The sequence below is a fragment of the uncultured Spongiibacter sp. genome, from assembly GCF_964011655.1.
GTDB classification, from domain to species: domain Bacteria; phylum Pseudomonadota; class Gammaproteobacteria; order Pseudomonadales; family Spongiibacteraceae; genus Spongiibacter; species Spongiibacter marinus.
In genome coordinates, this window is the sequence record NZ_CAXGPO010000005.1 from 112,535 (window position 1) to 133,821 (window position 21,287).

The following is a 21,287-nucleotide window of genomic DNA, read 5'->3' on the forward strand; positions in this document are numbered from 1 at the left end:
GCGTATCTGCTATGCTTCGGCCTCGTTTTGTCCAATAGATTATGCACCACGAGGTTCGTGATGGCCGATTATAAAGCTCCCCTGCGTGATATCGATTTTGTCTTGAATGACTTCCTTAATAGTGAACAACACTATGCTGGTCTGCAGGGCTGTGAGCAGCTTAGCAGTGACCTGATGGATGCGATCATTAGCGAAGGGGCCAAGTTCGCAGAGAACGTCGTTAACCCCATTGCCGCTACTGGTGATGAGCAAGGCTGTAAATTCGTTGATGGTAAGGTCTCTACGCCAGATGGTTTCAAGGAAGCCTTTCGCCAGTGGGGCGAAGGCGGCTGGCAGGCCTTGGGTGTACCTGCTGAAGACGGTGGCCAGGGCTTGCCTTCGTCGCTTGGCACGGTGATCGGTGAAATGGTCGGCGCCCCGAGCTGGGCATTCAGTATGTACGGCGGCCTCGCATTGGCTCCCGTTACCTGCCTGCTTAACGGCGGCACTGAGGAGCAAAAACAGCGCTATCTCCCCAAACTGCTAAGCGGCGAGTGGGCAGGCACAATGTGTCTGACCGAGGCGCACTGTGGCTCCGACGTCGGCCTGCTGCGCACAAAAGCCACCAAGAATGACGATGGCACCTACACCCTGCAGGGCACCAAGATCTTTATCTCGGGTGGCGAGCAGGATATGACCGACAACATCATTCACGCCATTTTGGCGCGTGTTGACGGGGCGCCTGAGGGCACCAAGGGCGTGTCACTGTTTATCGCGCCGAAATACTGGGTGAATGAAGACGGCTCAACGGGCGACTTCAACAACATCAACTGCGGCTCCATTGAAAAGAAAATGGGTTTGAAAGCCTCGGCGACCTGCGTAATGAACTACGACGGCGCGCGGGCGGTGTTGTTGGGCGAAGAGAATCGCGGCTTGGAAATTATGTTCAAGCTGATGAACTCCGCCCGATTGGGAACAGCCTTGCAAGGGCTGGCCATGGGTGAGATCGCCTATCAGGGGGCGATGGATTATGCCCGCGAGCGTTTGCAGATGCGCTCATTGACAGGGCCGAAGAACCCAGATGGCCCCGCCGACCCGATTATTGTTCACCCCGATGTGCGCCGTATGCTGCTTACTCAGAAGGCCTTTGTGGAAGGCCAGCGCGCGTTCATCTACTGGTTGGCTCAACAGGTGGATTTAACCAAGCACGGCGATGAAGAACAGCAGGCACACGCGGGCAAGTTGTTGGAGTTACTGACACCCATTGCCAAGGCATTCTGTACGGAAACGGCCCAAGAAGTTACCTACCTTGGCATGCAGGTATTTGGTGGTCACGGCTACATCAGTGAGCACGGCATGGAGCGCATCGCACGTGATAACCGCATCTCAACGGTGTACGAAGGAACCACCGGTATTCAGTCGCTGGACTTGATTGGCCGCAAGGTAATGGGCAGCGGTGGCGAAGTGCTGCGTCACTTTACCAAAATCATTCACAAGTACTGTGAGTCTCACAAAGACAACAGTGCGATGACTGAATTTGTTGAACCGCTGGCGGCGCTGAACAAAGAGTGGGGCGAGCTCACCATGGCGGTGGGTGAAAAAGCGATGACCAATGCTGACGAAGTCGGCGCGGCGTCGGTGGATTACCTGATGTACTCCGGTTATGTCGCATTTGCCTACATTTGGGCGCAAATGGCCGAGGTGGCCCAGCAGAAGTTGGATGCCGGTGAAGACAACGGTCTGTACCGAGGTAAGGTTAAAACGGCGCGCTTCTACTTCCAGCGCCTGCTGCCGCGCACCGCAACCCACAAGGCGGCTATGCTAGCGGGGGCTGACGCGTTAATGGATGTTAGCGAAGACGAGTTTGTCTACTGAGACAACGTTGTCTGCCAGCAAAAAAACGGAGCCTTATGGCTCCGTTTTTGTTTCAGCTTATGGGGTTAGCGGTTGAGCCGCTGGTCGATCAGCTGGTCGACAACGGAGGGGTCGGCCAGTGTTGAGGTGTCGCCGAGGTTCTCCAGCTCATTTGCGGCAACCTTGCGCAGGATGCGCCGCATAATTTTGCCGGAGCGGGTCTTGGGTAGCCCCGGTGCCCACTGAACCAGGTCCGGTTTTGCGATGGGGCCGATTTCCTGCACGCAGAGCGCGGTGAGTTCTTTAACCAGTTCCTCGCTGCCTTCTACGTCATGCATTAGCGTGACGTAGGCATAGATACCCTGGCCCTTCACATCGTGGGGGTAGCCGACCACCGCCGCTTCGGCGACCTTATCGTGTAGTACCAGAGCGCTTTCCACCTCGGCGGTACCCATGCGGTGGCCGGAGATATTCAGTACATCATCGACGCGGCCGGTAATCCAGTAGTCGCCATCTTCATCGCGGCGCGCGCCGTCGCCGGTGAAATAGTAGCCGGGGTAAGCGCTAAAGTAGGTGTCGATCATCCGTTGATGGTCGCCGTAGACGCTGCGAATTTGGCTAGGCCAGGAGCGTTTGATTACCAGCAGGCCTTCACCGGGGCCTTCAATTTCGTTGCCTTCGGTGTCCAGCAGGGCGGGCTCAACGCCAAAGAAGGGCTTGGTGGCTGCTCCCGGTTTCATGTCGGTGGCGCCGGGCAGGGGGGTGAGCATATGTGCGCCGGTTTCTGTTTGCCACCACGTGTCTACGATCGGGCAACGTTTGTCGCCAACAACGCGGTAGTACCACTCCCAGGCTTCTGGATTGATCGGCTCACCGACGGTGCCCAGCAGTCGCAGACTACTGCGCGAGCTGCGCTCCACAAATTCATCGCCTGCCCCCATGAGTGCACGAATTGCCGTGGGTGCTGTGTAGAAAATGCTGACATTGTGCTTGTCGATGACCTGCCAAAAGCGCGAGGCATCGGGGTAAGTGGGCACGCCTTCAAAGAGTAGCGTGGTCGCGCCATTAGCCAGTGGGCCGTATACGATATAGCTATGTCCGGTTACCCAGCCGACGTCGGCGGTACACCAGTAGACCTCGCCGTCTTTGTAGTCAAACACGTACTTGTGGCTCATGGCTGACTGCAACAGATAGCCAGCGCTGGTGTGCAGCACGCCTTTAGGTTTGCCGGTTGAGCCGGAGGTGTAGAGGATAAATAGAGGCGCCTCGCTCTCGACGGCCTCAGGGGCGCATTCGGCGCTTGCCGCCTGGGTGGCTTCTTCGTAGCAAACGTCGCGGCCTTCCTGCCAGCTGACATCGGCGCCGGTGCGGCGCACCACAATACAGCTGTCGACGGTGGGGCAGTCGGCGAGGGCTTTGTCGGCATTCTCTTTCAAGGGAATTGCCTTGCCGCCGCGAACACCCTCATCAGCGGTGATCAGCATTTTGCATTCGGCGTTTTGAATGCGGTCTTTCAGTGCCTCGGGGGAGAACCCGCCGAATACCACTGAGTGCACGGCGCCGATGCGGGCGCAGGCTAGCATGGCGTAAGCCGCCTCGGGAATCATCGGCATGTAAATGCATACTCGATCGCCCTTCGTCACGCCGCGTGCTTTCAGCACGTTGGCGAGTTTGCACACCGCGGTGTGCAGTTCGCGATAGCTGATATGAGCGCTGTCGCTGGGGTCGTCGCCCTCCCAGATAATCGCCGTTTGATCGCCGCGGCTTTCCAGGTGCCGGTCGATGCAGTTATAACTTACATTCAGCTTGCCACCGTCAAACCAGCTGGCTTCTCCCTTGGGGAAATCGTACTCACAGATATTGTTCCAAGGCGTGTCCCAGCTCAGCATTTCACTGGCTTGTTGCGCCCAGAAGGTGTCTGGGTCGTCGATGGATTGCCGATACATTTCTTCGTAGCGATCGCGATCAATATGCGCATCACGGGCAAAGGCTTCGGGTACGGAATGGGGAGTAAAAGTCGTCATGGCGCATCCTGTTTATTGCATTTATTGTGGCTGCCGGAATCCATTAGGCAGCGACCGATGCATTGAGCATACCTGCTGATAACACGCCGTTGAAGCCCAAATAGACTAAAGTCGAAGGGGATTTTTTAGCGATATTTCCGCTCGAATGGGCGGATGGTGGGGCAAAAGGGCCCGAAGGCCCTGTGCGCGAGCTACCAGTGTTCGGGGTAGTCGAAGTTGGGGTATTCAAGCCCGATGCGCTTGGCGTACTCATTGGCGAAAACCCCATTGGGGTCCAATTTTGCCAGCACTTTATTAAAGCGGCTGAGGCGTTTGCCGTAGTCGTAAACGCCGAGTTCACGTTGCAGGTCGAAGGCCCATTCACGATTCTTCGCCCAGTGGGCTCGGGCGCCGAAGTCTTCAATCAATACCGTGACATACTCCACAAAGGGTGCCATATACGCTTCCAGCTCTGCGTCGCTGAAACCGGCCGGCACGTAGATCGGCATCTCAATGTGGACGACATGGCTGTTGTCTTCAAATGGGCCGCCGGTGCCTGTGTAGGCCATGAGAGTGTGGTCTTCACTTTTTGCGTAGCGGGTGAAGACGCCAACAAGAGGAAGTCGAACGTCAAGGTTCTTGCGGTTTTGGCCGTGCAGGAAGCGGTTGATATATTCCATGGCGGCGGCAGCATTGGCGCGAGGAACCGCGACTTCCCAGTCCATTTGGAAGAAGCCGTCTTGGCCGTCGACCAGGGTGCTGGTAATCATTCGGTGTTGGGGGCCAATAACATCGGCGCTGAATACCGTTTTTCCGTCTTGCTCTTTGGTGAAGGGCGGTTGATTCACAAACTGCAGATAGCGGAATCGCTCCATTACCCCGTCGAGATACCCGCCAGGGTTACACGCGGCGGTGTGCATGGCCTGTTTGAAGAAGGGGAAAATCTGCGCGGGCACGGCGGGGTTCAATAGGCGATTCTGGGCGCCGGGCTCGGCCGCGGCGGTTGTTTCTTTGCCGCAGGTTCGCACGACCTTGCCAACACCGGGATACCAGTTGTACTGGCCGAAATCACACTGCTTAATGTTCTCCCAGGCTGAGTCGGGGCCGTTGTTAAACAGGTAGTCGTCATCGTGGTAGGTGACTTTGACGTGAAGGTTTTTAGTGTCTTGCACCTCGATTCTCAGACGGGTGACAACGCCGAGATAGCCGAGGTTGGCGGTCAGGGCTTTCCACTCGTCTTTATTCGTTGTGCCGCGAGAGAAGTGTCGCAACTGCCCGTCTGCGGTCACGACGTCCATGCTGACCACGCTGTGGGAAAGCACGGTGCGATGCTTGGGAGAACTGCCGTGTGAACTGGTTGCAATGTGCCCTGCCACAGTGGGAAATGCGTAACCCAGGTGGGTGTAGCCAATGGACTTGCCGCGAGGATGCAGCCATTCCGAGAGATCCCACATCAGTGTGCCCGCGGGCACGTTGACAACGTCGACGCCTTCAAAGGTCTCCAGTTGTATGCCCATATTGGGGTTGTGCATCGTGAGTTGTGCGGTGCTGATTAACACGCCGTCGGTGCACATTACATCGGTCGCGGAATGGGCTTTGCCTGTGACCTTCACGCGTTTCCCGGCCGCGGCAGCTGCACTCACCAGTTGCTTTACCTCGTCAACGCTACTGGGTGTGTGCAGTGTTTCAATGTCGTCGCACAGGGTTTGGTAGTTGTAAGAAGCGAGTTGCCAATCGCCGCAGTCGGCGGGGCAATTGTCGGCGGTCTCGAGGGCGTCGCACATCTGGTTGCCGCAGCTGGCGGCGATCTCCAGGCTAGGGCATGTGGCAAGCCCGCCGATATCGCCGACTAAAAGAGGGAGCTCGGTCAGTAGGCCAGGCAGATCGCTATCCCGGAAACGATAGATGACCTTGTCCTCAGCGCTGCCGCCACAGTATTCCCCATTTGCTCCCACCGAGCAGGCGAGCACCGAGAAAGCTTGAATGGGCACAATGGTGTCTTCGTCAAACCGATAGTTGAGTTCGCCGCTCTCTGCGGGGAGTTCGGTAATCAGGGCGGGTGTGCCGAGCAGCGGTAGGCTGAGGATTTTGTTGCCTTGCGTATCTGCCCAGTACAGCCGGTAGTGCGTAAGGGCCTCCCCGTTGACGGCGGGGGTCAACTCAATCCCCTCCGCGGTGAGTTTGTCGGGAATAAGCTGCTCACCTGCGGTATAGGTAAAGCTAACCGCTTGGGGGAGTGGCAGTGTTTCGCTGCCGCCGCCGAATAGAGCGCCTAAGTTCAGTGCTTGTGCTGACATGCTGGCAGTAACCATAGCGCAGGTTGCCGCGCAGCGGCGCAGAACAGCCAGGTGACTGCTAAGAAAGTGCTTCATAGATTTCCTTATTTTTGTATTGGAGGCAAGGCGCAGCTGCATACAGCGAATGGATCACTGCGATGGCGCGCGGTGCTGCCGTTGTTATTGTTGTTATGCTGCCGCAGGCGCTGGGCCCCGGAAGGTGCTGGCAAATAGTAACGAGGTAGGGGGGCAAGGCAATGTCTCAGCCTCGCGAAATGTGAGCAAGTCTATAAATTGGCAATAAAAAAGGCCCCATAAGGGGCCTTTTAAGGAAGTCTGTGAGCGAGTTTACGCAACCTGTACAGGGATGGCGTTGCTTGAATGGCTCACGGTATTGTCTTCGTTCATATAAATCAGGCGCGGCTTGAAATTAAGCAGTTCCGCTTCGGTATAGCTCGCGTACGCGCAGATAATAATAGTGTCACCGACGCCGGCCTTGTGGGCGGCTGCACCGTTAATGGAGATGATGCCACTGTTATCTTCACCGCGAATCGCGTAGGTCGTGAAGCGTTCACCATTGGTGACGTTGTAGATTTGAATCTGTTCAAACTCACGAATGCCAGACATGTCCAGCAGTTTGCCATCTATGGCGCACGAGCCCTCGTAGTTTAATACCGCATGGGTCACGCGAGCTTTATGGAGTTTGGCTTTCAGCATAACGGACTGCATAACGCTGTTCCTTTCTCTTCGGTCTCGGCCGGGGCTTAGTTAGCCGCCAGCATGCCCCAGTCGGCACTGGGATTCAGGGTCAGGGTGACGTTGTCGATAAGCCGCGTCGAGCCGAGCTTAGCGGCGGCTAGTATAACAACTTCTTCTGTGTCCGGGCGAACCTGCTCTAGGCTGCGGGCATCACAAATATTTACATAATCGGGTTCAAAGCCGCCGTCCTTGAGCGCCAGTTTGGCGTAGAGCTCAAGGTCGCTGTAGCTGTCGTAGCCGCAGGCGATGGCTTCGCGCATTTCTTGCAGCACCCGGTGCAGCAGGGGCGCGGTATTGCGCTGGCTATCGTCTAGGTAGCCGTTGCGCGAACTCAGAGCCAGGCCGTCTTCAGCTCGGGCAGTTGCCACACCAATAATGTTGATGGGCATGCAGAGATCCTTAACCATCTTGCGGATCACGCTCAACTGCTGAAAGTCTTTTTCACCAAACACCGCAGTGTCTGGCTGAACCATATTGAACAGTTTGTTTACAATAGTCGCCACACCGGTGAAGTGGCCTGGGCGACTGGCTCCGCAGTGCTGTTCCGACACGGCGGGAACGGAAACTTTGGTGTGCTGCTCCATGCCTTCTGGGTAGATTTCTTCCACCTGAGGTTGGAACAGGAACTGGACGCCTTCAGCGAACAGTTTCTCTTTGTCAGCCGCCAGGGTGCGCGGGTAATTGCCGAGATCCTCGCTAGCGGAAAACTGCAGCGGGTTGACAAAAATACTCACGACAACGACATCGGCCTCGCGAGCCGCGCGTCTCACCAGCGATAAGTGGCCTTCGTGCAGATTACCCATAGTGGGAACGAAGGCAACAGTTTTACCTGCGCGTCGAGCGGCGGAAAGTGCTGCCCTGAGCGCTGCGGTTGTGCTGTATGTTTTCATACCACCTAACTTCCCAATCTCGATCTTTACGCGCTTTGCGTAAAGGCAGTTTGCTGTGAAGTCAGTCCGCTGATTCTGCGGGCTGGCGACCTTTCCACCGCGGTGCGTTTACACTGCTTACATTGGTCACAAACTGACCAGTTCTACGGTGGCGGGCAAGTATGCCCCAAGAGCAATGGCCGTTCAATGCCTTGGTAACAAAAAATTCATGGCATTGTTACCGCTCAAAAGTGTTTCGCTGGGTAACAGTTTCAGGGATTTCAGCCGCTTAGTCAAAACCGTGTTCGGCGGCGGGAAAGCTGCCATCAAGCACTGCGCTGCGATAGCGCTGCAGGGCGTGTTCGATGCTGGAGCTGTCCTGGGCAAAGTTGCGGACAAAACGGGCGGTTTTCTCGGTGATGCCAAGCAGGTCATGCAGCACCAGTACTTGAGCGTCGGTGTCAGCGCCGGCGCCAATGCCGATAACGGGGATAGCAAGGGCTTGGCTGATTTGTTTGGCCAGTTGGCGGGGTACGCATTCCAGCACCAGCATTGCGGCGCCGGCAGCTTCTAGTGCTTTTGCATCGTTGATGATGCGCTGGGCCTGGTCATCGTCGCGCCCCTGTACGCGGTATCCACCGAGCACATTCACCGACTGAGGCGTAAGCCCAAGGTGTCCGCAAACCGGAATGCCTGCACGACTTAGCAGGCGGATGTCGTCGCAGAGCCAGCCTCCGCCCTCTAATTTGACCATCTGTGCGTCGGCACGCATCAGTTGCGTTGCATTGTCGAGGCATTGCTGAGTGCTGTGGTAGCTGGCGAACGGCAGGTCGGCGATGATGAGTGGTGTTGAGCAGCCGCGGGCCACGCAGGCGGTATGGTAGGCCATGTCATCGACGGTCACGGGGATGGTGGAGTCGTGGCCTTGCAGGACCATTCCTAAGGAGTCGCCAACAAGAATGACTTCAATCTCGGCTTTCTCCACCAGGCGGGCAAAACTGGCGTCGTAGCAGGTGACAACGGCAAATTTCTCGCCACGCTGTTTTTTCTGCATCAGGCTGGGGATGCTGATTTTGCTCATAGTGGGCCTCGCGGAGACTCAGAAGAAGGTGGGGTTAAAGTAATGGCGACCGCTGGGAATTTCCAGCAAATAGTCGAGTAGTTGCTGATAATCGCGGTCGTTGTGGGCGAAGTCTATATCTTCTGCGTTCACGATCAAGAGTGGCGATGCGCTGTAATGAAGAAAATATTCGCTGTACGCCTCGTTTACCTGCTCCAGGTAATGGCTGTCGATATTGCGCTCAAAGCGAACGCCGCGCTGCTGGATGCGATCCTTGAGTACCTTGCTCGGCGCTTGTAGGTAAATCACAAGATCGGCCGGTGGCAGGTCGACGGCAAGTTGTTGGTAAACCTTTTGGTATAGCTCAAGTTCGTTGGCGTCTAAGGTGAGTTGTGCAAATAGCGGATCTTTTTGAAAGAGGAAGTCGGCGACGTAGCCCTGAGCAAAGAGGTCGCTTTGTTGCAGATCGCTGAGCTGCTGGGCGCGCTGAAACAGAAAAAACAGCTGTGTGGCGAGAGCGGCGTGCTGGCGATTGCTGTAAAAGCGCTCCAGAAAGGGGTTCTCGTCCGCCTTCTCTTCGAGGGTTGCGTAGCCTAATGATTCAGCAAGGCGCCGCATCAGTGTGCTTTTACCCACACCAATCGGGCCTTCTATAGCGATATGGCGTGGTGGTGCGTCGGACTTGAACAGCGGTCTATTCTGCATATTGCGACAGTTCTTCAGTGCCTATCAGCCAGAGTTCTTCGCTGCCTACCCACTGGTCGGTCGGCGCACTGAGCTGGCTGTGTTGCCGGGCAAGTTCCTCAGACAGGTCTGCCAGTGGGGCGAGTACGAAGGGGCGCATGGGCATGCGCGGATGCGGGATCTGCAGCGTGCTATTGTCTATGTATTGTTCGCCGTACAGCAGGATGTCCAGGTCTAGTGTGCGCGCGCCCCAGCGTACATCGCGTTTGCGACCATGCTGATGCTCAATGCGTTGCAGGGCGGCGAGCAGGTCTTCAGGGGAGAGCGCGGTGTCTAGCGCGGCGACGGCATTGATGTAGTCGGGCTGTTCGCCAGGGCCGATAGCGCGACTGCCATAGAACCGTGAACTCTCCACTAAGCGGCTGCCCGGCAGCCGCCGCAGTGCGTTCAGGGCGCCGTAAATTTGTGCGAGCGGAGAGGCCTGGTTGCTGCCCAGGCCGATATAACAGCGAATCATGATGGCTTGCGCGGACCTCTGCGTCGACGTCTGGGGCGGCGGTTGCGCTCCCGCTCGGCGGCGTCGTTGGTGTGCTTTTGCATATCGCTGCGAGTTGTTGGCTGCGCCTCATAGAATGCTTGCCACCACTGGCTGAGCTGCTCGCTGACTTCGCCGGATTGCTCTCGTAATAGCAGGAAATCGTAACCGGCGCGGAAATAGCGATGCTCGACTAATTGCGAGGCGCGTTTGCCGGACTGGCGCTCAAAGCGCAGCTGTAGCTCCCAAATGTCGCGCATAGGCAGCGAGAAGCGCTTGGGAATAGCAATGCGTTGCTGCTGCTTGTGGAGGCAGCGCTCGGCGGCTTGATGAAGGGCCGGAATCGGCGGGACGCCATCCTCCAGCACCTCTTTATGCAGCTTCTTCACGACTGGCCATAACAGTACCGCGTAAAGGAAGGCCGGGGTGACTGGCTTGCCTGCGGCAATGCGCGCGTCGGTATTTGCCAGGCCCTGGTGAATGAGCTCTTGTGTTTCCGGGCACTCTTCATCAAGCAAGCGCTGAGTGGCAGGGAATAGTGGGGCGAATAGCCCGTAGCGCTGCATCAGGGCATACGTTTGCAGAGCGCGGCCACCCATGAATAGTTTTAGCACCTCGTCAAACATACGGGCGGCGGCGATATCGCCAAGCAGTGGCGCGAGTTCCCGCAAGGGCGCCTCTGTTGCAGCCTCAATGTCGAAGTCTAGCTTGGCAGCAAAGCGCACAACGCGCAGCATGCGCACAGGGTCTTCTCGATAGCGTGTTTCGGGGTCGCCGATTACGCGTATCAGTCTGCGCTCCAAATCTTCGATGCCGCCGACGAAGTCGTAGATGGCGAAGTCCCGGCTGGAGTAGTACAGCGCGTTAATGCTGAGGTCGCGGCGCATGGCATCTTCATCGATGCTGCCATAGACATTATCCCGCAGCAGCATGCCGGCTTCATTGCGTGCAGAGTGTTTGCCTTTCGGGCTGCTCTGCGAAGTGGGGGCATCGTGGCTGCCGCGAAAGGTGGTCACCTCGATAACTTCGCGCCCGAAGCGGACGTGGACTATGCGAAAGCGCCGGCCAATGATGCGACTGTTGCGGAATAAGCCCCTTACTTGCTCGGGGGTGGCGTCGGTGGCGACGTCAAAGTCTTTGGGGTCGCCGCCCAACAGAATGTCGCGGACGCCGCCGCCTACAAGGTAGGCCTCGTGGCCCGATTGGTTGAGGCGGTGAATGACCTTTAGGGCGCTGTCGCTGATCATGCTGCGCGACACGCCGTGGTCGTCGCGGGGGATAATAGTCGGGCTATGCGAACCTTTGTTGGAACGGCTTAGTTTGCCAGCGAGTTTTTTCCAAAGTCCTGAAACGGTGTTTGCGCTCATTGCTCTCGATGTCAGCCTGGAAGGGCAAAGCGAGTATTCTAGCACAAGCAGAACTGAAGGCGCTTTTTGGAAAGGGAAAGGTTTTCGAGGGGCCAGAAATGAAGAAGGGGAAAACAATGTCTTCCCCACCCAGGTCTTTTTACTACGTCTATTATTTTTATTTTTCCGCGTTCTTATTATTTTTATTGTATTTGTTATTCTTCTTTGCCGCTTATAAATGCACTGCCTGTGCCAACTTTTTATTTTCTATATAAATCAATGAGTTGTGTTTTTGTGAGGTTGGCGGCGACATGATTTTTATGGCCGGTTGTTACCTTAGTAAACGGCGTTTGTTACGCGTAGCTGGTTTGGGTAACGGTGTCAGTTGCTGCTGGAGCGTGAGCTCTTCTTGCGCGGAATGCCCAAGCGTTGTCTTCTTTCCCACAGGCACTTTCGGCTAACACCGAGTTTCTGTGCGAGCTCTGTTTCGCTCATGCTGTCCTGATGTTCCAGTACAAAGCGTTGGAAGTAGTCTTCGAGTGACAGGTCTTCCGCGGGATCCGAGCTTCGCACTCTGCTGGGGCGGCTGTCTTTGCGATCGCTTCCCAGATTATTGCTGCTGCGATTACGGTCGGGTTTGCGGCCGCGAATTTGGCTGATGTCTACCAGCTCCAGATCGATATCCAATAGCTCGTTGTCGATCTCATCGCCTTCGCAGAGAATCACCGCGCGCTCCACAGCGTTTTCCAGCTCGCGAATATTGCCGGGCCACACGTAGGTGGTAATTGCTTGGATGGCTTTGGGGCTGAATTTGAGTGGCCCCCGCCCCAGTGCCTCGCAGCGCCGACTAAGCAGTGTTTCTGCGATTTCCAGGATATCCTTGCCGCGTTCGCGAAGAGGGGGGAGTTCCAGCTTCATCACATTGATGCGGTAATATAAATCCTCGCGGAAGCGGCCATTGTGGGCCATGTCTTTGAGGTCGCGGTGCGTGGCGCAAATCAGCCGTACATCGACTTTGTTTGACTCCACTGAACCGATGCGGCGGATTTCGTCTTCCTGAATGAAGCGCAGCAGGCGCGCTTGCGCTTCCAGTGGCAGCTCGCCAATTTCGTCGAGGAAGAGCGTGCCGCCATCCGCGGCTTCGATAAGGCCGATGCGATTGGCGTTCGCCCCGGTAAAGGCACCTTTTTCGTATCCGAAAAGTTCTGACTCAATTAAAGTCTCAGGTATTGCCGCGCAGTTCACGCAAACGATGGGTTTGTTTGCGCGGGTGCTCTGGCTGTGAATGGCTCTGGCCACCAGCTCTTTACCGGTACCGGTTTCACCATGTACCAGTACGGTTGTGTCGGTGGGGGCTACGCGGTTGATGTATTCATATAATCGCTGCATGGGTTTGCAGCTACCGATCATGCCGCTGGTGTCTGCCTGCAGAGCTTTTTGCTGGCCAGGCATCGGCGGCGGGTTGCTGGCGTTATCGGCAATGATGCGCGCGACGGTTTCCAGCATTTCATCGTGGTCAAAGGGTTTGGCAATATAGTCAATTGCCCCCTGTTTCATCGAGTCGACCGCGGACTTCAAGCTGGCGTAGCTGGTCATGATAAGAACCGGGCGCTCGGTTTTGCTAATCAGCTCCGTGCCCGGTGCGCCGGGCAGCCGCAGGTCGCTGATCAGTAGCTGGTAACTATTGAGGTCGAAGCGCTCCAGGGCCTCTTGAACCGAACCGGCCTCGTCTACCTGATAGTCGTTGCGTTCGAGCAGGCGCCGCAGCGCAAGGCGAATGACATCTTCGTCTTCAACGATCAAAATACGAGGCATATTGAGGACTCCATCGCTACATTTGCTTGCCTGAGTTCAGCCGAACAACATAACGCGTCCGGCTCTATATTTCTACTTTTCAGAGGGTGTTGGGGGAGCGCAGTCGCCGCTGAGGTGACAGGCCAGAGGCAGCCGGATATGGAAGCGGGTGCCGCGCTCAGCGCCGTCGTTATAGGGGCTTTCTACGCTGATTTCGCCGCCGAGGTCATCGATGATTCGATAGACCAGAGCAAGGCCTAGTCCGGTGCCTTTGCCAGGTTCTTTTGTGGTAAAGAATGGCTCGAATATCTGCTCGATCAAATCTGCATCGATGCCGCCGCCCTGGTCGCTGATTCGAATATGTGCCCAGGGACGGTGGTCGTCTGCATTGGCATCGATAGTCACCTGGCCGCCGCCGGGGCTGGCATCCCGGGCGTTGGTGAGCAAATTAATAAATACCTGCATTAGCCGTTGCTGGTCGCCGGCGACGTCGAGGTCAGTGGGGCATTGATTCACGAAGCGGACCTGCTCGGCGGCGCGATCGAGCTCGAGTAGCTGAATGGCCTCGGCGATGCAGCTGCGTATCGCAACCGCCTCTTTCGCTCGCGTTGGGTGTTCGCGGCCATTGTGCGCGAAGTTGACCAGGCTTTGCACAATGCTGCTAATGCGCTGGGTCTGCTTGACGATTTGTTCGGCGCTTTCCAGTAGTAGGGGGTCGTCGGTTTCATAGCGCAGGTTCTGGGCCAGGCTGGCGATACCGGTGACCGGGTTGCCGATTTCATGAGCAACGCCAGCGGCCAGTCGGCCGATAGAGGCTAGTCGCTCCTGGTGTCCGAGTTCTTTTTCCAGCAGCTGGGTGTCAGTGATGTCTTCAACGACGATAATCAGCTCGTCGCGCCCGGGCAGCTCGGAATCCGTTTTGTGGAGATTTAGCCAGCGGGGCGCGCCGTCGACAACAATGCCTGCCTTGCTCCAGTGTTGGTCTTTGCTCGCGCTGAAATCTCGCAGCAAGGTTTGCCACTCGGCGGGGAGCCCGCTGAGGCTGGACCCGGTGATATCGCCGCTGGCCACGCCGGTGATGGTCGCCATGCTTTTATTCCACAGCAGGATTTCCTGATCGGCGGCCAAGGCGCAGACGCCTGTGGGTAAATCTTCGAGGGTTTGGCGGTGGTACCGCCGCAGGGCGTCGAGGTCGGCGGCCAGCCCCGTGAGGTGGGCCTGATAATGCTCTAAGCGATCTTCGATGTAATTGATGTCTTCGCCCTCGCCCATCAAATTGCTGGCATAAGGCAGGCTGCGGTCGATGACCCTGCGGGCGATCGTCGGGCCGAGTAACGCAGAGAGGTTGACCTCTATGCGGTCGCGAATACGTCGCAGGGCGTAAGGGCGGGTCTCATTGTCGTCGAGTTGGAGTTCCTCCAGAGCCCGATCCAGCTCTTCCTTTGCGACGGCGCTGCCGAGCGACTCGGCAAGGCGGTGGCGCATCTCGTGAGCGCTTTTGAGCGTAAGTGCCTGGCGGCCAGGGCGGTTTAAGTCGTCAATGGCGCAGGCTTCTGCGGCGCTTTGTTCTTCTTTGGAGGTTTCACTTAATAGTGAGACGAGGATCATTACAAAGGCATTTAGCCCGAGTGAGAGTGTGGCGATCTCCATCCACTGCGGGCCTCGGCTGGGGTCGATGCCTGGCAGGGCAAGGATTAGCGCAGGTGTTTCCAGGCCAAATGCTGGTATCAGCAGGCCGAGTAGCCAGACAGAAAAGCCGGTAAGCAGTCCGGCGATAAAGCCGTTTCTGTTTGCAGAGGGCCAGTACATGACCGCCAGCAAACCGGGTAGAAACTGCGCGCAACCGGCGATGGAAATGACGGCCAGTGAGCTGAGCACTTGCCGCTCAGGGATAAGGACGTATAGCAAGTAGCCCAGCATGATGGTGGTGAATATCAGCAGCTGTCGCGACCAGAGCAATTGGCGATAAATATCGCCTGGGCGGCGCTGGGGGCTGTGTAGCGGCAGGACAATGTGGTTGAGGTTCATGGAGGCGGTTGCCAGGGTGGCGACAATAATTGCGCCGCTGGCCGCGGAGATCCCGCCAATGAATACGAGCAATGTGAGTAAAGGGCTATCAAGCGCGCTCAGCACGTGCAGCGCGGCATAGTCGCCGCTACTTTCCCCGCCGCCAATTGCCGTGCTTGCCCACAAAAGTGGCAGTACGGGCAGGCTGATAAGCAATAAATAAAGGGGGAGGCCCCAGCCTGCGCCGTAGAGTTTTTTGCCACTGGGGTTTTCCGCGAAGAGCATGTGGAAGACATGTGGCATGCACAGCGATGCCGAGAAGAACAGCACCAGCATCATGCGGGCATTTTCTCGCTGGCTGGCATCTCGTAATTTTTCAATTAACTCAGGCTGAGTTTGCAACCAATTCTGCATGTCGCTGAAACCGCCGAATATGCCAAATATCGCCGCGGCGCCCAGGCAAATAAAAGCGACAAGTTTAACCAGCGACTCGAATGCCAGTGCGACGACTAACCCCTGGTGGCTATCGCGCGAGGATAAATTGCGAGAGCCAAAGAGGATGGTAAACAGGCTAATGATCAGGCAGAACATAAATGCAGACAGGTGCCTGAACGTGCTGCTGTCAGTCTCAGATGCTGAGGGCGTAAGTAGTAGCGTGGCATCGGAGACTGTTTGAATTTGCATCGCCAGCAGCGGCCACATGGCGATGCTGCAGAAAACAGTCGTTAAAGAGCCTACCCACTGGCTGCGATAGCGGAAGCTCAACAAGTCGGCCAGTGAATGCAGCTGGTAGTTTTTGCAGATGTGATACAGCGGGGTAATAACGATCGGTAACAAAAACAGTGCAGCTGAAATGCCAAGGTAATAATTAAGGTAACCCAGGCCATAGGCCTTGGCCATGCCCGTTACGCCGTAAAAAGCGAAAGCGCTGGCGTAGACACCGAGCGACAAAACATAGACCGCCGGGTGATCAATTAACTTGCTCGGCAGCCAGCGATGCTCACTGGCATAAGCGATGGCAAACAAGGTGAGCAGATAGGCGAGCGCGCAGAGCAGCAGAACATTGGCTTCAAACATCGCGCTTGCGCCGATAGTTGGCCAGGAAAACAAAAACAATAACGGCCAGCCACAGTAAATGCAGTCGGTACCAGGCCTGCCCGCCGCTGTATATCCAGTGGTTCAGCGTGGGGGTGAACACCACCATGAAACAGAGCAGCAATAGTAGTGGGGCTTGTAAGCGCATGAGTGAGCCGTGTGCAGAGGTAATGGTGCGAATTATTACTGCCGCATCGGCAAACTGCAAAGCCTGTGTTAGCGCACGACGATATCGCTGTGGGGAATCGCACTGGCAGACCAATGCTGAGCCGCCCACGTTAGCACTGCATCAAGGCTCCCTAGTGGTGGTGGCGATGGCTGACCCAGGTAGCGCAACGCAGTGCGAATATTGTCCTCGGCGCAGCTGTTGTCTAGTGCTGGGGCGTGGCTGCGTTTACTGAGTTTATCCCCTTTGTCGTCAGTGAGCAGGGGGAGGTGGAGGTACCTTGGGTGCGCGTAGTTCAGGCGCTCTTGCAGCAACCATTGCCAGGCTGTGGAGCTGAGCAGGTCGCTGCCGCGAACGACATCGGTAATGCCGCTGTAGGCATCGTCGACGACGACGGCAAGTTGGTAGGCGAACAGACCATCCCGGCGCTTTAGCACGACATCGCCGCCGTCCTCGACGCGGTGTTGCTGTGGGCCTAGCAGTCGGTCCTCGATGGTATAGGTTTGGTGGTTTGTGCGCAGCCTGACGGCCGCGTCGTTGCGGTCCAGGGGGGCAATGCAGCTACCGAGATGAATGCCATTACGACTTGCCAGCTGCGCGCGCGAGCAACTGCAAAGGAAGGCGTGTTCGGCTGTCAGGAGTTGGTCCAGTGCATCTTGGTAGGCTCTCAGGCGATCGCTTTGCCAGAGTACTTCGCCATCCCAGAGCAACCGATGGGCTTTTAACGACTCGATAATGGCGTGGTCGGCGCCGACTTGTTCGCGAGGAGGGTCTAGGTTCTCTATACGTAGCAGCCAGTGGCCGTTGTGAGCGCGGGCATCTAAATAGCTTGCGAGCGCACTACACAGTGAGCCGAAATGCAGGGGGCCGGTAGGCGAAGGTGCAAAGCGGCCGACATAGCCAGCGTGGGAGTGGGCCATACACAGAGACTTATGGGGCGGCGGTGGCCGCCCTGTCGTTTAACCGCGCTCCTGGCGCTCTTTAATTTCGTCCAGGGTTTTGCAATCAATGCACAGTGTCGCCGTTGGGCGTGCCTCTAGGCGTTTAATGCCGATTTCAATACCGCAGGTGTCACAGAAGCCGTAGTCGTCTTCATCAATAAGGTCGAGCGTGGCGTCGATCTTTTTGATCAGCTTGCGCTCGCGATCACGGGTGCGAAGTTCCAGGCTGAACTCTTCTTCTTGGGTGGCGCGGTCGGCGGGATCGGGGAAGTTCGCCGCCTCGTCTTTCATGTGAGTTACCGTGCGATCAACTTCCTCCATCAGTTCGGCCTTCCAGCTGAACAGGATTTTACGGAAATGATCTTTTTGCGCCTCGTTCATGTATTCCTCGCCCTTTTTTGGAACGTAGGGAACAAATGACTTGAGGCTTTCTTGTGCTGTGTCCTTTGCAGGCATGCTTGGCCCTCTTTATTAACAAGCCGTTAACCGCAGACCGCGGATGTGCGCGCGACGCTGTGCCGCCAAACCGGCAAAACTACCAGATAAGTGTAGTTGGTGCTACAGAAAAACGCGCAGAAAGCGATGTAGCGCTGCCGGTGGGTGAGGGGCGCTGTTACACTAGGGGGCTGAAAAACGGACTGGAGGTCGTTGTGGTAATGCGTTTCGCGGATCGTCTCGCTGATATTGAACCGTTTCGTGTTGTAGAGGTTCTCACTCGCGCCAAGGCCCTGCAGCAGGCCGGTGAGGATATTGTTCACATGGCGGCCGGTGAGCCTGACTTCACAACGGCAGAGCCCATTGTTGTCGCTGCGCAGCAGGCGTTGGCGCGTGGCGAGACTCAGTACAGTCCCGCTGCGGGAATTCCTCAGCTGCGCCAGGCACTGTCAGACTATTATCGCAGTGACTACGGATTGGACATCGATCCGCAGCGCATCATGATCACGCCGGGCGCGAGTGGAGCGCTGATGTTGCTGGCGGGCCTGCTGGTCAACCCTGGTGAGGGAATGTTGATGACCGACCCAGGCTACCCCTGTAATCGTCACTTCCTGCGTTTGGTCGAGGGTGAGGGTCAATTGGTGCCGGTTGGTCCCGAGCAGCGTTATCAGCTCGATGCGCAACTTGCCGAGCAGCACTGGCGCCCCAATACCTGCGGGGTGATGGTGGCCTCGCCCGCCAACCCGAGTGGCGAGATACTGAGCGCCAGCCAATTGCGCGATCTGCACACGCTCTGCAAACAGCGCAACGGCCACCTCGTTGTTGATGAAATTTATCATGGCCTGAGTTTTGGCGAGGCGGCACCGAGTGTCCTGTCGATTACCGACGAGGCCTTTGTGATCAACAGTTTCTCAAAATACTTTGGTATGACCGGCTGGCGGCTGGGCTGGCTGGTGGCGCCGGAGTGGGCGGTGCCTCATTTAGAGAAGCTCGCGCAGAATTTATTTATTTCCATGTCGACGATGGGGCAGTACGGCGCTTTGGCAGCGTTTGCCCCTGAAAGCAGAGTGATTCTGGATGCGCGTCGAGACGAGTTTGCCCGTCGCCGCGACTTCTTGTACCCAGCGCTGCGCGACCTCGGTTTTTCGATTCCACATTGTCCCGCTGGGGCGTTCTACCTTTACGCGGGCATTGACCGGTTTGCCAAGGACAGCCAGCAATTTTGCCTGGAATTACTCGAGGAGCACGGCATTGCAATAACACCGGGGGCAGACTTCGGCCGTTACGGTGCAGAGAAGCATGTTAGGTTTGCCTATACCACCAGTATGGCGCAACTGGAAAAAGCGGTAGATCGCTTGCAACGCCTTTATGGCTAAGTTCTGGGAAACGCGAGGCTGAAAACGGTGAAAGGCAGCAAATTAACCCTGAAACATCTCATGTCGGCACTCAGCGCATCGCGCCCGCGCCGCCGCTGGTGGCGTCGTTGGGTTAAGCGCTCGGCGGTGGCGCTTGTGCTTCGCGAGCATGCTGATGAGTTAGAGGTTTTGATGATAAAGCGGGCCGAAAGGGAGGGCGACCCCTGGTCCGGTCACATGGGTTTTCCCGGTGGGCGCATGGATCCAGATGACATAACGGGCATTCGCACTGCAGAGCGCGAAACCTTGGAAGAGCTGGGTGTCGATTTGGAAAAGGCCGGTCATTGCATTGGCCGATTGTCGGATTTGGTCAGCAGGCCTCACTCCGGGCGCCGGCCAATGGTGGTTTCGCCCTACGTTTACCGCTTGCATACGCCGGTGGGTATTACCCCCAATCACGAAGTGGCCGAAGCAGTATGGGTGCCGCTGGCATTTTTAATGGACCACAGTAACCGCGAGCGAATGGAGTGGCGCAGGGGAAAGCTGGCGTTGAATTTACCCTGCTACTTTTATGGTGGTCGGCGGATATGGGGAATGTCCCTGGCGATGCTGGACGAGTTACTCGGTCTCGCTCCGCTCCCGCTCAAGCTGCCATAGGAATATTTTTGTATCGTTAAGCAGTTGGCGAGAGGCTGGCTGCGGACGAACGGCTTCGTTTAGCGTGGCGTCGCTGACTTCGCCATTTAGCCACTGGTAAAACAAGGGCATGATGACTGGCGTTTTTTTTGGGTCGAGGTACTGCCAGCGGGTTGCCGTTAATATGTTACCGCTGACGCGTCCGCCTTTGACCGGGAGCCAATATACGCCGCAGCTGGACAAAAAGTAATCGCCTCGGCGGCCAAAACTGATGTTGGGCTTGAAGGGGTTAAAGCTATCTTCGGGCGGGGTGTCGATGCGCTGCGCCGCAATAACCCATTCGCTGCCCTCGCTGAACTGGTCGATTTCGGGGCGGCAGAGTTCACCAGTGTCTGCCCACAAGCGAATGTTCTCACGGTACTCTTTTCCGGATAGGGTCTCTAATAACCTGAGGTCGGCGCTATTGCCTTTGGTGGCCTCAACACGCACATGCGCGAGCAGGTCGGCGTTGTCGTATACGGCTTTGAAGGGGCCCTGCCACAGGCAGTCGCAGGCGAGGACTGATGGGCTTAGCAATGAGAGTAGCAGTGGGCCGAATAATCTGAGCATGTTGTCGTACTCGGGTTATCGCAGGGCTATGTGGTCATCAGACAAATAAAAACGCGCAGCGGTTCCCCGTACTGCGCGTTTGTGAAGCCTCTATTTACCGCGGGGCTTAGATGTCGATGTTAACGCCAAAGTAAATGCCATCGACAGTCACACTGGCTTCTTCGTCGTCATCTTCCAGCGAGACGTCAAAGTTGCGGTAGCCGACTTCCAGAGACACGATAGCGACTTCGTAGCCCAGTCCTACTGCCATGTCGGTCACGCTGTTGTCGCCAAAGCTAATCACATTGCCCACTGCCTGTGCATACAAACCGGTTAAGGGCAGGTTGAAACGTGCGTTACCGTAGAGCATCGGTACCGGCGCATCCAGCTCGATCGAACCTTCGCGGCCGGTGGTGGCCAGGCGAACCTCACCGTCGAACATACGAACCGTCAGGCCGACATCCAGGTTTACCCAGTTGTCCAACACTTCGTAGTAGAACGTGGCATCGGTATGCGTGAGGTCGGTCGTTGAATCGACGGTATCAGCCGCGGTGTAGACGTCTCCTTCGAACGTGAAAGTGCGAGACAGGTTGTTGCGCTCAGAAATATCCAGGTCGGTGCGCTGCAGGCGGATATTAGGGAGTACCGGAATGGGGTGTTCCAGGGCGACGTAAATACTGGTGCCCGTCTCGTCGTCGTAGCCCAGGTCGTCGTTCATGTCGATGGCGTCTGGGCCTGATTGAACGTCACCTTCCCAGCTTTGCTTCCACTGATAGGCACCTGCTGTGGCACCGAGAATGTCGGCCTGTGTGCCGGCCGCGAATGTCGCTAGCATTGCTGCGGTCATCAATTTTTTGTTGATCATGCTCTTCCCCTGTTGTGGTCGTTATTTCTTGTTGTGCGTA

Annotated in this window: 19 protein-coding genes; 4 read left to right on the top strand and 15 right to left on the bottom strand. The window is 56.7% G+C overall.

Annotation, left to right across the window (positions count from 1 at the left end):
* Positions 1-60: 60 nt before the first annotated feature.
* A complete protein-coding gene (locus ABNS66_RS04430; RefSeq protein WP_348655217.1) occupies positions 61-1,854 on the top strand; it encodes an acyl-CoA dehydrogenase C-terminal domain-containing protein in 1,794 nt (597 codons plus the stop codon).
* A 65-nt stretch (positions 1,855-1,919) separates the two neighbouring features.
* Here the strand turns inward: ABNS66_RS04430 and acs are convergent, their stop codons facing one another.
* From acs to pcnB, 8 genes are all read right to left on the bottom strand, one after another.
* Positions 1,920-3,857: an acetate--CoA ligase gene (gene acs / locus ABNS66_RS04435; protein ID WP_286696226.1), complete on the bottom strand. Its 1,938-nt coding sequence runs from the start codon at positions 3,855-3,857 to the stop codon at positions 1,920-1,922.
* A 191-nt stretch (positions 3,858-4,048) separates the two neighbouring features.
* Positions 4,049-6,208 (bottom strand): FAD-binding protein, encoded by a 2,160-nt coding sequence (locus ABNS66_RS04440; RefSeq protein ID WP_348655218.1) that lies wholly within the window; start codon positions 6,206-6,208, stop codon positions 4,049-4,051.
* 252 nt (positions 6,209-6,460) lie between these two features.
* Positions 6,461-6,841, bottom strand: a complete 381-nt coding sequence (panD, locus tag ABNS66_RS04445; protein ID WP_027873044.1) for an aspartate 1-decarboxylase — start codon at positions 6,839-6,841, stop codon at positions 6,461-6,463.
* A gap of 35 nt (positions 6,842-6,876) precedes the next feature.
* The gene (panC, locus tag ABNS66_RS04450) at positions 6,877-7,761 is read right to left on the bottom strand and encodes a pantoate--beta-alanine ligase (protein ID WP_027873043.1); all 885 of its coding nucleotides are present in this window, start codon (positions 7,759-7,761) and stop codon (positions 6,877-6,879) included.
* Positions 7,762-8,029: 268 nt separating this feature from the next.
* Positions 8,030-8,821 (bottom strand): 3-methyl-2-oxobutanoate hydroxymethyltransferase, encoded by a 792-nt coding sequence (panB, locus tag ABNS66_RS04455; RefSeq protein WP_348655219.1) that lies wholly within the window; start codon positions 8,819-8,821, stop codon positions 8,030-8,032.
* A gap of 18 nt (positions 8,822-8,839) precedes the next feature.
* Positions 8,840-9,505, bottom strand: a complete 666-nt coding sequence (locus tag ABNS66_RS04460; RefSeq protein ID WP_204997386.1) for a deoxynucleoside kinase — start codon at positions 9,503-9,505, stop codon at positions 8,840-8,842.
* On the bottom strand, positions 9,495-10,001 hold the full coding sequence (gene folK, locus ABNS66_RS04465) for a 2-amino-4-hydroxy-6-hydroxymethyldihydropteridine diphosphokinase (protein ID WP_348655220.1): 507 nt from the start codon (positions 9,999-10,001) through the stop codon (positions 9,495-9,497). Before folK ends, ABNS66_RS04460 begins: the two co-directional genes overlap by 11 nt.
* Positions 9,998-11,266 (bottom strand): polynucleotide adenylyltransferase PcnB, encoded by a 1,269-nt coding sequence (gene pcnB, locus ABNS66_RS04470; RefSeq protein WP_348655221.1) that lies wholly within the window; start codon positions 11,264-11,266, stop codon positions 9,998-10,000. The genes folK and pcnB overlap by 4 nt, the downstream gene beginning before the upstream one ends.
* Here pcnB and ABNS66_RS04475 point away from each other — a divergent pair.
* Positions 11,238-11,603 (top strand): hypothetical protein, encoded by a 366-nt coding sequence (locus ABNS66_RS04475; RefSeq protein ID WP_348655222.1) that lies wholly within the window; start codon positions 11,238-11,240, stop codon positions 11,601-11,603. The two genes, pcnB and ABNS66_RS04475, sit on opposite strands and share 29 nt — an antisense overlap.
* A gap of 143 nt (positions 11,604-11,746) precedes the next feature.
* Here the strand turns inward: ABNS66_RS04475 and ABNS66_RS04480 are convergent, their stop codons facing one another.
* From ABNS66_RS04480 to dksA, 5 genes are all read right to left on the bottom strand, one after another.
* On the bottom strand, positions 11,747-13,180 hold the full coding sequence (locus tag ABNS66_RS04480) for a sigma-54 dependent transcriptional regulator (protein ID WP_348655223.1): 1,434 nt from the start codon (positions 13,178-13,180) through the stop codon (positions 11,747-11,749).
* Positions 13,181-13,252: 72 nt separating this feature from the next.
* Complete coding sequence (locus tag ABNS66_RS04485; RefSeq protein ID WP_204997389.1) at positions 13,253-16,243, bottom strand: ATP-binding protein; 2,991 nt, start codon at positions 16,241-16,243, stop codon at positions 13,253-13,255.
* The gene (locus tag ABNS66_RS04490; protein ID WP_204997390.1) at positions 16,236-16,409 is read right to left on the bottom strand and encodes a hypothetical protein; all 174 of its coding nucleotides are present in this window, start codon (positions 16,407-16,409) and stop codon (positions 16,236-16,238) included. The genes ABNS66_RS04485 and ABNS66_RS04490 overlap by 8 nt, the downstream gene beginning before the upstream one ends.
* Positions 16,410-16,477: 68 nt before the next feature.
* On the bottom strand, positions 16,478-17,347 hold the full coding sequence (gene gluQRS, locus ABNS66_RS04495; protein ID WP_348655224.1) for a tRNA glutamyl-Q(34) synthetase GluQRS: 870 nt from the start codon (positions 17,345-17,347) through the stop codon (positions 16,478-16,480).
* A 39-nt stretch (positions 17,348-17,386) separates the two neighbouring features.
* A complete protein-coding gene (gene dksA / locus ABNS66_RS04500) occupies positions 17,387-17,824 on the bottom strand; it encodes an RNA polymerase-binding protein DksA (RefSeq protein WP_027873037.1) in 438 nt (145 codons plus the stop codon).
* A 200-nt stretch (positions 17,825-18,024) separates the two neighbouring features.
* On the opposite strand from dksA, the gene ABNS66_RS04505 reads away from it, so the two are divergent.
* Both ABNS66_RS04505 and ABNS66_RS04510 read left to right on the top strand, forming a co-directional pair.
* On the top strand, positions 18,025-19,179 hold the full coding sequence (locus ABNS66_RS04505; protein WP_239547925.1) for a pyridoxal phosphate-dependent aminotransferase: 1,155 nt from the start codon (positions 18,025-18,027) through the stop codon (positions 19,177-19,179).
* Positions 19,180-19,239: 60 nt separating this feature from the next.
* Positions 19,240-19,815, top strand: a complete 576-nt coding sequence (locus ABNS66_RS04510) for a CoA pyrophosphatase (protein ID WP_204997405.1) — start codon at positions 19,240-19,242, stop codon at positions 19,813-19,815.
* Here the strand turns inward: ABNS66_RS04510 and ABNS66_RS04515 are convergent.
* Both ABNS66_RS04515 and ABNS66_RS04520 read right to left on the bottom strand, forming a co-directional pair.
* On the bottom strand, positions 19,777-20,403 hold the full coding sequence (locus ABNS66_RS04515; RefSeq protein WP_348655225.1) for a hypothetical protein: 627 nt from the start codon (positions 20,401-20,403) through the stop codon (positions 19,777-19,779). The two genes, ABNS66_RS04510 and ABNS66_RS04515, sit on opposite strands and share 39 nt — an antisense overlap.
* Positions 20,404-20,509: 106 nt before the next feature.
* The gene (locus ABNS66_RS04520; protein WP_204997394.1) at positions 20,510-21,247 is read right to left on the bottom strand and encodes a TIGR04219 family outer membrane beta-barrel protein; all 738 of its coding nucleotides are present in this window, start codon (positions 21,245-21,247) and stop codon (positions 20,510-20,512) included.
* Between the last annotated feature and the right edge of the window lie 40 nt (positions 21,248-21,287).